The organism is Bradyrhizobium sp. 33ap4, assembly GCF_032654765.1.
Taxonomy (GTDB): domain Bacteria; phylum Pseudomonadota; class Alphaproteobacteria; order Rhizobiales; family Xanthobacteraceae; genus Bradyrhizobium; species Bradyrhizobium australafricanum.
The window spans coordinates 41,596-57,837 of the sequence record NZ_JAUMTJ010000026.1 but is presented as its reverse complement, the minus strand read 5'-3'; the positions used below and the strand labels follow the sequence as shown (position 1 = coordinate 57,837).

Sequence of the window (16,242 nt, the reverse complement as noted above, 5' to 3'; positions counted from 1 at the left end):
GTGGCGCAGAGTTGACCGCGCAGTGTGGACCCGTACCGACAAGGGCCGCGCGGCCGAGCGCCGTTCCTGCAGGATTGCGTGGGCACCGCCTGCAACCTGCAACGGCGCCGCGCGCGCCAGCTTCGCGGGGCTCGATAAGCGTCCAAAGCCATGGGCCCAAGCCGGCAATACCGCAACCGGCAGAGTTGGACGCCCGCTTCAGCGGAGCTGCATCATGCCCAGTAAAGACAGCAAGCGGTTGCTTCATCCGTCAATCATGGGAGCTTCATAGAAATTGACCGACGGGCAGATCGAGGTCGATGGTCGCATTCGTGAAAATCGACCCTAGACCGCGGGCCTTCGTCGAAAGGAGCCGCATGAGGACAACTTTTTTCAAGGTCGCGCTGGAGAGTGCTTCCTCATCCCGGCTACCAATCAACACGACATCCGGAACGACGGGCCAGGCGCCCGCCCGTTCGTAGAACTGCGCCAATGGTGGATCGCATGTGAAGAGGCCGATATCTGCACTGCTTCGCTCAATACATCGGGTTGCTGCAGCAACGGTGCGCAAACCCAGATGTCGCCCCCGATAGGCGGGGTCTGTCATCACGTGGCTCAAGCCGGTGATGCTGAATGTGTGCACACCATGCCGGATTGTCTTGCTGACCACGGCCGCATAGCTGATGACCCTGCCGTCGTCCGCGCAGATGTAGAACGAGAGTGCATCGAGAGCCGGATCGTGAAGAGGCGCTGGATCTGCGTCCTGCTCCGGTTCCGCGTAGACGCGACACTGCAGCAAGTCAAATTCCTTCCGCAGCGCGCGAGAAGCTCGATTGTAGGCGATCACCTCGACAGCCATCGTCGGATTCGGGGCGAACGTCGCTTGCCCGGCTCCACCGCTTGAGTCAGTTCGACGATCACCTTTGGTCACAGACGCTTGTGGCGCCGATTCGGACGGCTTGTGTGGCACGGTCTTCCTCCTTCCATCTCTCGAGCGGTGGCGTTCCAGGCGTCAGAACGCGCACGTCTCTCCGGACTTCGACTACACGACAGCGATCGCCGGGTTGAGCGACCAACTCTTTTATACGAACACCCGGTTCGCCACGGCGTTCTTCCTGATGAAATCCCAGTCGTAGGACACGCCGAGGCCCGGTCCGGTCGGTACCGGCACGCATCCGTCCTGGCCCACGCAATCGAGCTGATCGCTATAGCCGCAGGTAAAGACCGGAGCGATCACGTTGGGGCATTCCGGTCCGACGAGGGCGAGCTCATAATAGTTGCTGTTGCGCATCGCCGACATCAGGTGGCGGTGTGCTGGGCCACATGCATGTATTTCGACATCGAGGCCAAACGCTTCGCCGAGACGGGCTACGCGCAGCGCCCCCGTGATCCCGTGATCGTACTCCGGATCGACACGCAGAAAGTCCGTCCCTCCCGCAACGATGAAGTCTGCCTTGGGTTCGATACCTCTCACATATTCCGTGAGGAGTAGCGGCGTTGTCAGCATCTCGCGCAACTTCCTATGAACGAAGGCGGATTTCCCGTTGTCCCGGAACGGATCTTCGTACCAGAAGTAGCTGGCTTCATCGCAGGCCCTGCCGACATAGAGCGCGTCAGAGAATGTACGCAACTGGTTGGCCGGATCGAGCATCAGGACCATGTGGTCACCGACCACCTTCGCTACGTGCAGGACGTTCTCAGCCTCCCGGCGTGCATCGCCATCATTCCAGCCGTGGATCTTGTAGGCGCGAAAGCCAAGCGCATAGCACTGTTCGGCGAATGCCGCGTAGGCTTCCTTGCAATCAAGGCCACCTTCCGCATCACCCAGATAGGTCGAGGCATATACCGGAAGGCGGTGACGATAGCCGCCGATGAGTTCGGAGACCGATACACCGTATTTCTTGCCAGCGAGATCCCACAGGCAGATGTCGAGCGGTCCATGTCCCATGCCCGACCATTGCCGTATCTCTCGTTTGAGATCGTCGAACAGCGCTTCCCGTTGCAGCGCGTCGCGGCTGAGCAGAAATGGAGCGAGCATCTCCATCTCGCCCCGCGTGGCAGGGCTGGCACACCAGTTGGTAACATACTCGCCGCGCAGCCCATCCTTCGTCTCGATGGCAATGGCGTTCTTCACGACCTGTAACGTCGCGCCGCGTTTGAAGCCAACGTGCAGACCGAAACCGGTGCGCTGCAGATTGCGGACGTCAAACACGAAGTCGATGATCTCAACCTTGCATATCTTGCTCATATGCCATGATCCTCCTACGGAAATAACGTAAACCGCGCGAATACATCGTCGGCCTCAGATCGGGACTTTCAGTCGGTCAATGGTCAACAGAGCGCGAAACCTTCCAGCCCCGGAGGTGCGATCAAGAATGTCCGTCCTCTCCGCATGCTACTGCCCCGCTGACACTAGTCAGGCGCTGCCGCGCTCATGGGACCGCGACCGAATGACGAGGATCGATACGACGCTGATGGCACAAGCCGACATCAGATAGACGACCACCCATGTTGGCTTGCCACCGCCCGCATCCACCAGCGCCGAAGCGATGAATGGTGTCGGCCCTGCAATCAGCAGCGCGCTCATTTCGCGCGCCAATGCAATGCCAGAGAAGCGACATCGCGTCGGGAACAGATTTGCGAGAAATGCGCCTTGCGCGCTCGCAAGCCCGCCAAAGCCGATACCGAAAGCGATGCTCAGCGCCAGGGACGCAAGGACCAGGCTCTTCGAATCGAGCATCGCGAACATCGGAAAGGCAAACAACAGGGTGAAGATCGCGCCAAAGAGATAGACGCGCGCGTGACCCACCCGGTCAGCCAGCGCGCCCATCGGCGGCGTCAGCACGATGCCCGTCGAAGTCGCAATGATGACGGCGGTCAATGCGTCAGTCCGAGCCATACCGAGAGTATTCGTCATATAGCTCAGGCTGAATGTGTTCAGGATGTAGACGTTCGCATTGTGCCCCGTAAGCGTGAGGAAGCCGCATACGACTTCACGCGGACTGTTGCGAAAGAGCTCAACAATTGGCGCTCGCGCCTCCTCTCGTTGAGCTACGGCCCGCTCCATTGCTTCGACATATTCCGACGTCTCATCAAGTCTTTTGCGAATATAGAGCGCTACGCCGAGCAGCAAAGCCGAGACGAGGAAGGGAATTCGCCACGCCCAGGCGAACAAGACGTCTTCCGGAAGATAGGCGACAAAGAGAAAGAGCAGCGTGGCGAGCATGATGCCAGCGACGGCCGCGGCCTGCAGGTAGGCCGTGAAATATGCCTTGCGAGAGGAAGGGACATATTCAGCCACAAGCGTGACGGCGCCCGCATATTCTGCGCCGGCACCGAACCCCTGGAGAAGGCGGCAGATGATGAGGAGAATGGGTGCGAGAATCCCGACCTGGGCATAGGTCGGCAGCAGGCCCATGGCGACTGTGGACACTCCCATCAGCGAGATCGTGAAAATGAGAGCAGGTTTGCGACCAAAGCGATCACCGAAATGCGAAATCAGAATTCCGCCGAGCGGCCGGCTGAAAAAGCCGACGGCAAATGTCGCAAACGCCGCCAGGATTCCTGCAGAGGTGGAAAACTGCGGAAAGAAAAGCCGGTTTATGACCAAACCCGACGCCGCGCCGTAGAGTGCATAGTCGAACCACTCAATGATCGTACCGATCGTCGCCGCAATGATCGCGCGCTGGATGTTGGCACGTTCGGCGGGTGCATGATCGGCTGCGAGAGAAAAGGTCAAGAACGGCTCCTCCTCGTCTGTCCTGTCGTTATGGCCAGCCTGCGCCCCTGACAGGATGAGCGCCGTGGTTCTTTTGAGCAGAGCAGAGCTGGAACTTTCGTCATGGTGTCAGCCCGGCGGCTTTTCCTCCGACAGAACCGAGTCCTCCCGCACGCGCTCGGCGGCGCCGGCGTTAATTGCCTCGAGGATGGCGAACTGCTGCGCGTACAAACGTTGGCGTCCCGCTCGAGCCGTGACGTATGAAGATGGCCCCACATGCCTCGAAGGCCTTGCGAACCGGTTCATTTGCCGGTGCGTGCCATGCTGCACGTCGAAGAATGCGCTCCTTCAGGACCGTAGCCCCGGTCGAAGAGTACGAAGCGTTCGACCTTTCGCTCGGAAGTCAGCAACATGACATCTCCCTCAATTTCGTGCGTCGTGGATCGTCCACGAGTCAATTCCGCGCACCCAGATCGCCACCCCAAAGACCTGCCGGCCTGTTTCTTTCTGCGTCCGGCGTAAATGGCTGCGCACCGTGGGTCAGCCCCCTATCTGCATTCCTTGCGCTCGAGCCCAAATCAGATCCGCCGGTCCGACCGAAAAGCAAGCAGGTCCATCAACGAGCGAACCTTCGCGACGGTTCGGACTGAACGCAGTTGATCGAACAAAGCCGGCAGTCGATTGCCCGGCAAGACGGGACGACAGCAGTCGGCTATCTTGTCTGCACGCTCCGCATCGGTGAATGGATCCTGGAGTAGTCCCCGCGCATAAGCACGCTCTGTCCGCAACACCCGTCCATCTTTAAGGGTGAGCTTGACGAGATGTGGCAGACGGATGTCCGGATCCTTCGGTTCGTCGTCAAAACGACGCGCCGATATGTGCGTCAGGTCAAGCAGCGCGCGCACCTCCGGCCGCCAAACCGCCTCGTCCGTGAAATCCGATACGCTTACGCGGCCATACAACAGGATCAGCGCGACATTGTAATGCATGGAAAAGCGCGCCTGGAAAGCGTCTTCCGGATTGTCGTATTGCAAGTTGCGGCGATTGCTTGCCCCGATCAAAACCTCAATGCTCCTGACCTCATCTGCATTGAACGGATGCTGGGCCCGAAGATCGAGAATGCAGTCCAGCGTGTTGTGCGCCGATCCGCAACACGCATGCCGCTTCGGCGCGAGGCCGAACTCCTCGATGGCCAGTGGATTGCCGAGAATCCTCAGGGGCGCCTCCCATCCCCGCGGATCGGGCCCGCCGTAAAGTGCAAGGAATCCCTGGGGGTGCTCCAGCACGGCCGGATTACCCTGCACCCCGGCGGCGCCGAGCCGGGCAGCCATCACGGCGTGTTGCGCTCCCAGCCCGCATTGAACCGACTTGGCCTGCGTCCCGAATTGCGCCTTGTTGCCGGCCGCCATGCTCGTCGCAAGACTCATCGCATGAAGCGTCGCCTCGCGCGACAGCCCCATAAGGCGCGCACAGGCCCCCGCGGTGCCAATGCAACCGACCGTCGCTGTAGGATGCCAGCCGGCAAAATAATGGGGCCGATTGACGCCCCGCCCCAGCGCGGCATGAAGCTCGAGACCGACAATATAAGCGTCAACGAGGCTGGCTCCGCTCGCATCGATCTCCTCGGCGACCGCAAGCAGGGCCGGCACCAGAATCGCAGAGGCGTGGGTCAGGCCCGGATAGTAGTTGTCGTCGATTTCGAGCACGTGGGCGGCTGTGCCATTGATCAGGGCGGCCCAGGGCGCGGCCGAACATCGCGATGTCCCGATCACCGTCGATGTGCCGGCGCCGTCCCATCCTAAAAGGCTCCCGATTACGCGTTTGCTAACTGCATCCTGGCTACCTGCAACGATGCACGCGATGGTGTCGGCAATCGCGTGCTCCGCGCGCGAAAGTGCCGTCTCCGTCCAGACTGCATCGCGATCGTGGCACCAGTTCGCGAGTGTCTCCAGCACAGTCATTTGCCAACCTCCGTGATCCGCCGCTGCCAAAGTCTTCGATGGCGCGACCGCTTGCCTACCTGAGCTTGAGAGAGAACGTCACGGCCGCCAGCGCCGCTATGCTGATGGCGGACACGAACACGAGATAGAGGCCGGGCGCGGCGGACGATCCCGTCAAACCAATGAGAGCTGTTGAGATCAGTGGCGCAAAGCCACCAAAAGCCGTCACGCCGACATTGTAGCTGAGGTTGAGCCCGGTCCCACGCGTCGTCACCGGAAAGATGTCGGCCATGATCGAAGGCAGCGGCGCATAATAGACGACCTTGATGATCGCAATTGCGCCGACGATCACCAGCAGCACAGTCACGCTCGGTCGGGCGGCGAGCAGATAGAACAACGGGTAGCTGGCAATGAGATAGAAAGCCGCCGCAACCGTCATCAACCTGATGCGCCCAACGCGGTCTGCGAGATAGCCCGCGATCGGCGTGGCGAAGGTCAGGATGCAACCGGCAAGCAAGGTGGCAACAAAGCCGTCCGATTCCGCAAGCCCGAGCCTGCCGGCCGCATAGGACGGCATATACTTGATGATGAAGGTCGACGCAGTCGAAACGACGATACTGCCGACCGCAATCAACACGAGTGTTTTCTGTGTCCTGAGCAATTCAATGAACGGATTGACTTGCGGACCTTCACGACTTGCGCGGAATTGCTCGAACTCCGGTGTCTCATCCACGGCATGTCGGACGTAAAGCCCGGCCGGCACGATCAGAAGACCGAACAGGAAGGGGATCCGCCAGCCCCAGGCCTGCATCTCGCTGGCCGACAGCGAGACCGTCAGGTAGTAGCCGAACAGCGAGCCAAGGATTGTGCCGAGCCCCTGGCTGGCAAACTGCAGGCTGCCAAACAGCGCGCGCATCCTGCGCGGCGCGTGCTCTGTGAGAAAGGCCGTGGCGCTTCCAAACTCGCCACCAGCGGAGAAGCCCTGGATCAGCCGCGCTACGACGACCCCGACCGGCGCCAGAACGCCGACCGCAGCATATGACGGCATCGCCGCCATCATGAGTGTACCGATCGCCATCAAGCTCAGCGACAGCGTCATCGACTTCTTGCGCCCGGCCCGGTCGGCATAGGCTCCGAGGACGACTGCACCGACGGGCCGGATCAGGTAAGTCGCACCGAACGTGCCGAACGCCAGCATGAGCGAGACGTTCGGGTCGCTGGACGGAAAGAACACCCGTCCAATCGTGGCGGCGAACAGGGCATACACGCCGACGTCGAACCACTCGAGCGTGTTGCCGATGAGCGCGGCGACCGGTTCGCGCCATCGAGGCGTCTGCGTGTGGCGCCTGCTCGAGTCCGCAATCGAGGCGGGCCCTTCTGCTTGCGACTGCATGCTTTTCTCCCGACGCAGTGCTCTAGCTGGCACGCTGTCCATCGCCCAGGTCCCAGAAAATGCCAGCCATGACCTGAAGCCCCTCTGCCGCAACCGAGGCCAACAGATGTTCATCGCTCGCGTGCTGGTGACAGCCGGGATGGGAGTGCGGAATCCAGATCGTCGGCAACTCCAGCACATCGACGAAGACGTCATTGGGAAGGGTCCCGCCGAGATTCGGCATCACGGCGATATCCTTGCCGGTCGTGGCCCGCAGCGAAGCCTCGGCCCATTTTACCCAGGGCGCGCCTGGATCTCCGCGGGTCGCGGGCGTGTACCGGTGCAACGTGATTTCGACATCCTCGAAACCGTTCCTGTCGAAATGATTGCGCAGCGCTGCCGTTACCTCGCGCCACGGCGTACCCACGACAAAGCGCAGCTGGCATCGGGCGGTTGCGGATGGCGGGATGGCATTGACCGGTTTCTGTGGATCGCCGGCGCTCAACGTGAGCACTTCGAGCGCATTCCAGCCGAGGAGCCGCTCCGCCGCGCTCATTCCCTCTTCGCCCCACCTAGTATCGATAGGCTCGCCAAGGACATCTTCATCGATCCGCAAGCGAATGATCGCCTGACGGATCTGCTCCGGAATCCCCGACGGCTTCAAGCCGTCCAGCTGTATCCGGCCCCGCTGATCCACCATGGTCGCGAGAGCAGCGGCGAGGAGCGTCGCCGGATTCCGCTTCAGACCGCCCCAGTTTCCTGAGTGCAAGCCCGTCTCGCGCAGCGTCACGCTCAAGCTGAACGAGACGCTGCCTCGAGATCCAAGGAAGATCGTCGGTCGATCGTCCGTGAGACGGGGGCCATCGGACGCGATGAACACGTCGGCCGCAAGCGTCCCTTTTTCGGCCCGACAGAGCTCGCGCAATCCCGGAGAGCCGATCTCTTCGCCGGTCTCAAAGAGCCATTTCACATTGCATCCCAGCCGGCCCGCGCGGACATCGAGCACAGACTCCAGGGCCGCCAGATTGATCGAGTGCTGCCCCTTATTGTCCGCCGTCCCCCGCCCGTACCAACGATCACCATCAATCGTCAGACGCCATGGACTGAGACCCGTTCGCCATGCCTCCTCCTTGCCGTGAACCACATCGCCGTGGCCATAAAGCAGTACTGTCGGCAACAGATCATCCTCGTGTCGTTCTGCGATCAGAAAGGGGGCGCAGGCGTGGAGGGTGTTTTCAACAATTCGGCAGGTGAAGCCCAGCCGTTTCAATGTCGTGGACATTTCCCCGGTCAGATAATCCCGGAGTGCTTCCGCGCCATCGTCAGACTGGCTTTCAGTTCGCAGCCGAACACGACGGTCGATCGCGTCCTGAAGCGCGCCAGACCGAATGGAGTCGACCGCCATATCGACGGCCAGCTTGCGCAACCCCGATGGTGGGAACATCCACCGTCCTCCCGTTATTTTCTGTTCTTCTTTTGCTGACCCGTCACTGACTTTTCCAAAACACTTCGCGCCCGGCCTCATCTTCATCGTCACAGAGTCACACGTCCGACCAAAACGACGGTGCAGGCCGTCTCCCCTGCGGGCACAAGCAAAACCTGAGGCCCATCGGTTGTCGCGATGACGGGGATTTGGCCAAGGTTCGCCTGAACCGTACTCTTGGGGTTCATCTCTCGCGCAAACGCACTGCAGCTGCTGGCAACCGGCGTCACGCGCACGAACTGCCCCTCGCAAGCGCCACCGACCGGCGCAGCAAAGATCACGCCGGCAACGCTCTGGTCCGACGATCGGATGCCGACGAGTGATTGCACGGAATGCGTGTCTGCATTCTCCTTGTTCCACTGAAACAGCGCCGCAAACTCGGACTGTGCAGGGATCACGCCCTGCCCAAGCCCCACATATCCCTTCGCGCAGGTCTTAATTCCGGACCGACTGATATTCTCGTCGAAGGCTGAAGGCTTTGGTGCGCCCTGTGGATCCGAACCCGCCGGCGCAGCCTGAGCAGCTCCCTGCAGGGCAGGCTGAGCCGGCTTTTGTGCAGCAAGCGGAGACTTCGCCAAGGCCGAGCGCGCCTTCGGTCTCTGCATCGCGAGCGGGGTGCTTCCTTGTGCAAGCACCATGGCCACACCACCGGCGAGACTGCAAACAACAACGCCCGCCAACACGGGATAGAAGAATTCGGACCTTGCCATGTCTATGAACGAGCTCCTACCGTGGGATGAGATTGTGTCGGGTGGCGTCCCTGAAGGGCGCCACCATTGGCAGATCCGTCGGATCATCTCGGACATCGTTAGTCATGATGCGGTGGAGAATTGAGCCGCCTCTCATGTCTACGGTCCCATGTTTTGAGAACAGGTGACGCAGGATCGACGATGTGTGCAGACCTTTCCGGACAGTTGGCGCCATTTTCGAACTCATGGATTGACCTCAGCGATCGCGGCCTTGGCCTTGGATTTTGGTGCGGCTCGCGCCGGCCGTGACGGACTTGCCGGGTTTGCGGAGGTCAGGTCGAGCGGACGCTGCGCCGCCGCCATTACCTGCTTAAATCCGTTCATGTCGGCGACAATCGCAGTCGCGTTTCCGGCCAGAGTGAAAGCAAACCCCACGAGCTCGCTGTCGAGCACACCCTGTTGAATGAAGCCGTCAAACGGAATGACCGCTCGACAGGTCGTAACGCAGCTTTCAAAAGGGATGGTGGTGACGAACTTGCCAACCCTGAATGTAAGGCCCGCCATCTGATCGACTGTCTTGGACACATCGATGGCAAGAGCCGGCTTGCCATCATTTGTCAGCCCAATGCGCCACGACAGAGAGACGTCCCCTTCTGTGAGGTTCTGCTCGATTGCACAGACCCGCCTGCGCGTCGAAAGGCGGTTGTCACAGACAAGTGTCCAGGCGCCGAAATAGGAAATGACCCGGACGAGGTCGCCCGCCGCGATACTCTCGTTTGGCTCGGCGACTGTCGCAAGTCGGGTCGTCGCGGCGCCGGAGGTCAAGCTTGTCTGGGCGATCGCCGACGCGCTGACCCATATGGCAGCGACAAGCACGAAACCCAGCCTTGACAACAGGTGGCAAGACTTCGCCAACAAGGGATCTCGCTTAATGTGCCAGCACATGAACAGGCGACCTTCGTGAAAGCAAACTTGATGAATTCTGCCCGAGCGGGGCGGTCCGCCCCGCTCGGCCTTCGAACTAGAACTCGCCCATCAAACCGACCCGCGCGCCGAGATTATCGTTACCGGCCCAGGACACGCCTCCCGTGAACGCGATCGGAATGGCGGTGGCGAAGCGATGTGCAAAGCTCGCTCCGAGCCCAACCTCTCTCTTGAAGAGGGCCGTGTTCGCGGCCCAGGTCGTTTTGCCTGGTGCCGAGGGCATGGGGGAAGACGTCATGGCCATTGCCGCAGCAATGCCTTGCCGTTCTTCCTTTTGGACCCCGCTGATACGATTGTCGAGCATCGCAAATCCGCGCGACATATCATTGCGCAGGCCACCAACCTGGGTGTCGGTGTAGCTGCGGTCTGCCGCCGCGGTCGCGGCCAGCTGATTCAGATTGACCGCATCAGTACCCAAAACAGCGGGCCCGACATTGTGCAGGACGGCAGCACCTCCGCCACGATTGAACGTCAGGCTGGTGTGATTTTGTGTCCCGTCTGGATTGGTATCGTAACTGATCTGACTCGCCCCCAGCGCTTGCAGCTGTCGCACGTTGACGGCATCGGTCGGCGCGACGCCATTCGCCACGTTGGTGATCTTGACCGCCTGGCCATTGCCGGCGCCAACCAGGGTGACGGTGTTGGTTGGATTGCCGTTGCTGTCCGCGACATATTTCACGGACAGCTTGTTCACCGCCGCCACTGCCTGATTGGTCGCATTGAGCTGCGCACCGTTGACGGCATCGGTGGAAGCTGCCGAGACCGCTCCTGCTGCAACATGGGTGAGCTTGCGATCACCGGCCGAGCCCTGGAAATTGACGGCTCCGCCGTCAGTCACGGCTCCGACCGTCAGGTCCGCACCTGGTGCTGCCTGTCGCACAAGGCCCACCGAGCCGTTGTTGATCTGGGTCGCGAGGCTCGCAACGCTCCGATTGGTCTGAAAGAGCTGCCGACCGTTCACCACCTCTGTCGAATTGGCTGACAACGTGCCATCCGCGACATTGATGATCTTGCGTTCCGCCCCCGCGGCACCGAGCGACACAACATTTGCCTGACCGCCATCGGTGGATCCGGCGCCGATCGCCACCGAGTTCGCGCCGGTCACACTTGAAGCGGAGCCAAGTGCCACGCCCTTACTTGCTGCGGCGCCAACATTGGCGCTATCGCCGATGGCGACCGATCCAGCATTGTTGGCGGCTGACGTGTTGCCCAGGGCAACTGAACCCTGGCCGATCGCCCTATTGGCGTTGCCAATGGCCACGGCGCCGTTTGCCTGATTGGCAGCCGTCGCTGAATTCGAGCCATCACTGTTGGCGATACTATTGGCACCCGCCACAAATGCGCCGGTGCCGCTAGCAAAGTTCGGGTCACCCAAAGCGACAGCTCCGTTTCCGAAGGCAGAATTGCCCGCCCCGATCGAAACCGCAGCGCCACCCCCTGCAGTTGCGGAAGTGCCAATGGCGATCGCGTTGGTCGACTGTCCCTGGGCGCCATTGCCGATCGCAATCGACGCCCCACCGGAGGCAACGCTCGCCGGCCCGATTCCGATTGAGTCGGTCCCGGTTGCCTGACTGTCTGCTTTCGTCGAGGCCACGTGAACATATTTGATACCTGCACCACCATTGATGGAGATGTTGATGGCATCGAAAACTGATTGGACGGAGCCAAACGATGATCCGCTATAGGCGAAACCGCCGGTCAATTGGCCGGTGACTGGATTGTAGGAAGTCGTCCCGCCGAGCGCGCTAACGGCACTCGACCCGAGCGTGGTAACCGTCTGGTTGGTTGTGAAAAGCTGCGAGCCATTCACCGCGTCCGCCGACGTGGCCGAAAGCGCTCCTGCTGCCAGATTGGTGATCTTGCGGGGCACAGCACTACCGTGGACCGCGCTGAAGGCCCCCAGCGTCGGATCCCACTGCAGTGCATTCTGGCCAACAGCCGCAATGCTCTGATTGGTCGCGAAGAGCTGCGAGCCATTGACCGCGTCGGTCGAGGTCGCTGACAGGGTGCCAACCGCGACATCGATCAGCTTGCGGTTTCCCGCCGTGCCTTTGAAGTCAACAGCCCCGCCGTCCGTGCCCGCCCCGACCGTTAGATTGTTACCCGGCCCACCTGGCTGCTGGACCAGACCGACGGCCCCGCTGTTGATCTGATTGCTCAAGTTGATGACGTTCTGATTGGTCGTGAAGAGCTGTGATCCGTTGACTGCATCGGTTGCGGACACGGAGAGAGTACCAGCGGCTACATTCGTGATCTTCTGTGGCGTGGTGTTGCCATGGACCGCGCTGAAGGCCCCCAACGCAGGATCCCACTGCAGCGCATTCCGCCCCAGCGTCGCAATGCTAGCCGCGTTGGTGGCGACGTTCTGATTGGTCGCAAAGAGCTGCGAGCCGATGACCGCGTCAGTCGACGTCGCCGACAGGGTGCCGGCCGCGACATTGATGAGCTTGCGATTGACCGCCGTGCCCTTGAAGTCGACCGCCTCGCCGGCCGTGCCCGCACCAACCGTCAGATTGCTGCCTGTCCCACCAGGCTGCTGCACCAGACCGACGGACCCGCTGTTGATCTGATTGCTCAGGCTGGTGAGGTTCTGATTGACGGTGAAGAGCTGCGCGCCGTTGACCGCGTCCGTTGAGGCAGTCGACAACGCCCCCGCCGTCAGGTTGGTGATCCTAACACCGCTTGCCGGGGCACCGGTGCCGCCTGTCGCACCGAGCGTGATGATGCTGCCACCAGCGGAATCGTATTTCACGGCGATCCCGGCTACGTTGCCCACATTGGTGCCCAGCGCTGTGAGCGCCCCACCGACGTTGGTCTGCGTCGTTGATCCCGTGCTCGCACCTGTCGCGCTGATACTGGCAATGGAGTAGCTGGGCGCGGTATAGGCGCCCGTCGCAGTATTATAGGCTGCGCCGCCGCCAAGCGATGTCGCCGTGTTCTGCGCGATCTGGTTCAACTGGCTGACATTGACGGCATCGGTCGCGGTACTTCCCGCAGCGAGCCCTGTGAGCTTGCGGTTCCCGATATTCACCTCGCCGGTCGACGTCTGGGGCGCAGCAATTCCGTATGCGACATATCCCGCCTCTGCCCCCACCGTCGTCGCCGACCCCGCTCCCAACGCGACGCTTCTGGCATGCGTGACGGCCGCGCCGGAACCCAAGGCCACACCTTGGCTAGCCGCATTGCTGACCGCGGCAGAGTCACCGATGGCAACAGATCCGGCATTGTTGGCCTTTGACGTGTTGCCAATCGCAACGGAGCCCTGACCAACCGCCACATTCTGATTTCCGAGAGCGACGGCACCTTGCGCCAGATTGGCCGCCGTCGCCGAATTGGTGCCATCGTTGTTGGCGACGTTGTTGGCGCCCAGGGCAAGCGCGCCGGTGCCGCTGGCGTAGTTCGGGTCGCCAAGGGAGAGCGCACCGTTGCCGAAAGCGCTGTTACCGGCGCCAATCGAGATGGACTGACCACCTCCGGCGGTGCTGCCTCTGCCAATGGCGATCGAGTCGCCGGACAGCCCTTGAGCTCCGTTTCCGACAGCGATCGAGGAATTGCCTGCCGCAATGCTTGCCGGACCGATGGCGACCGCATCGAGACCCGTCGAATTGCTGCTGGCACCGCTGGAGTTGGCCCGGAAATACTTCGTTCCGATCGCGTCGACGTTGCTCAGCGCCGCGCCGACATTGGTCACCGTCCCGGTCGACAGCACATAGCTCGGCGCCGTCAGGCCGCCGGCCCCGTTGATGGCCGCTCCGCCGCCGAGCGCGGCCGCCGTCGACGAATTCGTCGCGAAGAGTTGCGAGCCGTTGACTGCGTCGGTCGACGTCGCCGACAGGGTACCGGCCGCGACATCGATAAGCCTGCGATTCCCCGCCGTGCCCTTGAAGTCGACCGCCCCGCCGTTCGTGTCCGCGCCAACCGTCAGATTGTTGCCCGCCCCGCCAGGCTGCTGCACCAGACCAACGGACCCGTTGTTGATCTGCGTTCCTAGATTGGCAAGGTTCTCATTGGTCGCGTTGAGCTGCGTGCCGTTGACTGCATCAGTGGAGGTCGTCGACAGCGAGCCAGCCGCCACATTGGTGATCTTCTGCGGCGTCGTGCTGCCATGGACAGCGCTGAAGGCCCCCAGTGTGGAGTCCCACTGCAACCCCTTCTGTCCCAGCGTTGCGATATTCGCCGTGTTGGTGGCGACGTTCTGGTTCGTCGTGAACAGCTGCAAACCGTTGATTGCATCGGTCGACGTCGCCGACAGGGTGCCGGGCGTCAAGTTCGTGATCTTGACACCGCCTGCCGGAGCTCCAAGGCCACCCGTCCCACCGAGCGTGACGGTGTTACCACCAGCGGCATCGTATTTCACCGCGATCCCGGCAACATTGCCCACATTGGTGTTCAGTGCCCCCAACGCCACGCCCACGCTGGTCTGCGTCGCTGGTCCCGTGTTCGCACCTGTCGCGCTGATGCTGGCAATGGAGTAGCCCGGCGGGGTATAGGCGCCCGTAGCAGCATTGTAAGCAGCGCCGCCGCCAAGCGACGTGGCCGTGTTCTGTGCGATCTGGTTCAACTGACCGACATTCACGGCATCGGTCGCGGCACTTCCCGCAGCGACCCCGGTGAGCTTTCGGTTGCCGGTGTTCACCTCGCCGGCTGACGTCTGGGGCGCAGCGACTCCATAGGCTATATAGCCAACCTGTGCACCGACGGTCGTGGCCGACCCGGCTCCCAGCGCGACGCTGTTGGCATGCGTGACGGTCGAGCCGGAGCCCAGGGCCACGCCTCGGGTGGCGCCCGCACTGACTTGCGCCGCATCACCGACGGCAACGGAACCAGCGTTGTTGGCCTGCGAGGTGTTGCCGATGGCGACTGCACCTGGGCCAACCGCCACGTTGCTGTTGCCTAGGGCGACCGCGCCGTTGGCCTGGTTGGCGGTCGTTGCCGTTGCCGTGCCATCGCTGTTGGCAATGTTGTTGGCGCCTAGGGCAAGCGCACCCGTGCCACTGGCGTTGTTCGGGTCGCCGATCGCAGTCGCACCATTCCCGAAGGCCTTGTTCCCGGAGCCGATCGAAACCGCTTTCCCTCCATCGGCGCTGGCGTTCCTGCCAATGGCAACGGATTCGTCGGTGACCGCCGTTGCACCGGCACCAATCGCAATGCCGCTTACGCCCGCAGCATTCGCAAGAGTCCCGATCGCAGTGGAATCGACCGCCGAGGCCGCCGCTTGTGTGCCGATTGCAAGCGTACCTGCCTTTGTTGCGTAGGCATTGATGCCAAAAGCCGCAGCCCCCGACCCGGTGGCCACCGCCCCCCAGCCCATCGCCGTGCTGCCAATACCGAGAGCTTGCGACCCGCATCCGGTTGCAAATGAGTTCATGCCATAGGCGACGTTATAAGTGTTCGCGATGCCCGTGGTGAGGTTGCTTGCACCATCTGCACCTGCCCAGGTTACAAAGAAATTTCCAATGGTCTGCGCCCAGGTCCAGTTATTTATGCCAGGCGTCGTTGCGCCAGCATTGGATGTAGCCCCAAAGCTAATTGGAGCTCCCTGCGCGCCAAGACCATAGATTCCACCCGTATGATTGGGTCCGCTTCCATAGATCTGGGAGGAGCTGAGTGGGGTAAACGATGTTCCACCAGAACCACTGAGCATCCCGCAATCGGTCGCTCCCTCAAACGCAACACCGTTGAATGAAGATCCAACGCGACCATTATTCCACACGCCTCCCGCAACGCCATCCAGTCCTTGTACACCGCCGCCGTTGCTGCCGGTAACACCGGCAAGAGCCGGCTGCACGCCGGTGACGGATGAAAGCACCGTCGCAAACACCATACCCGTCGCAGTGACGCGCCCCAGCCCGAACGACCCGAGTCCGAGTGCCTTCCGGTTGATGCCGAGCACACGATGCGCGCAACGCAAAACCGCAATCAGGCGCTTGCGCAACGACCGGCTGGTGTGACCGCAGCCGAGCCAGCTCTCGACAAAGCCGCGCGACGGCCGAGCGATGACGCGCTTGGCGGTCGGCGGAGCCGACGATGAAACCGGAGAGCAACGATTGAGTTCAGACATGATCTGCCCCTTTGGT

9 protein-coding genes are annotated in these 16,242 nt (G+C 61.7%); all 9 read right to left on the bottom strand.

The features are described from left to right. Window positions 1-265: 265 nt before the first annotated feature. A complete protein-coding gene (locus tag Q2M23_RS21090; RefSeq protein ID WP_253639368.1) occupies window positions 266-838 on the bottom strand; it encodes a GNAT family N-acetyltransferase in 573 nt (190 codons plus the stop codon). Between the two features lie 222 nt (window positions 839-1,060). Continuing rightward, window positions 1,061-2,227: an enolase C-terminal domain-like protein gene (locus Q2M23_RS21085; RefSeq protein WP_316396884.1), complete on the bottom strand. Its 1,167-nt coding sequence runs from the start codon at window positions 2,225-2,227 to the stop codon at window positions 1,061-1,063. A 168-nt stretch (window positions 2,228-2,395) separates the two neighbouring features. Beyond that, window positions 2,396-3,718: an MFS transporter gene (locus tag Q2M23_RS21080; RefSeq protein ID WP_316396883.1), complete on the bottom strand. Its 1,323-nt coding sequence runs from the start codon at window positions 3,716-3,718 to the stop codon at window positions 2,396-2,398. Window positions 3,719-4,275: 557 nt separating this feature from the next. After that, window positions 4,276-5,658: an MmgE/PrpD family protein gene (locus tag Q2M23_RS21075; RefSeq protein WP_316396882.1), complete on the bottom strand. Its 1,383-nt coding sequence runs from the start codon at window positions 5,656-5,658 to the stop codon at window positions 4,276-4,278. 55 nt (window positions 5,659-5,713) lie between these two features. Beyond that, a complete protein-coding gene (locus tag Q2M23_RS21070) occupies window positions 5,714-7,030 on the bottom strand; it encodes an MFS transporter (protein WP_316396881.1) in 1,317 nt (438 codons plus the stop codon). A gap of 22 nt (window positions 7,031-7,052) precedes the next feature. Next, window positions 7,053-8,453: a M20 family metallopeptidase gene (locus tag Q2M23_RS21065; RefSeq protein ID WP_316396880.1), complete on the bottom strand. Its 1,401-nt coding sequence runs from the start codon at window positions 8,451-8,453 to the stop codon at window positions 7,053-7,055. An 89-nt stretch (window positions 8,454-8,542) separates the two neighbouring features. Beyond that, the gene (locus Q2M23_RS21060) at window positions 8,543-9,202 is read right to left on the bottom strand and encodes a hypothetical protein (protein ID WP_316396879.1); all 660 of its coding nucleotides are present in this window, start codon (window positions 9,200-9,202) and stop codon (window positions 8,543-8,545) included. Window positions 9,203-9,424: 222 nt separating this feature from the next. After that, on the bottom strand, window positions 9,425-10,057 hold the full coding sequence (locus tag Q2M23_RS21055) for an invasion associated locus B family protein (protein ID WP_316396878.1): 633 nt from the start codon (window positions 10,055-10,057) through the stop codon (window positions 9,425-9,427). Between the two features lie 145 nt (window positions 10,058-10,202). Next, window positions 10,203-16,226, bottom strand: a complete 6,024-nt coding sequence (locus tag Q2M23_RS21050) for a hypothetical protein (RefSeq protein WP_316396877.1) — start codon at window positions 16,224-16,226, stop codon at window positions 10,203-10,205. Window positions 16,227-16,242: the final 16 nt, after the last annotated feature.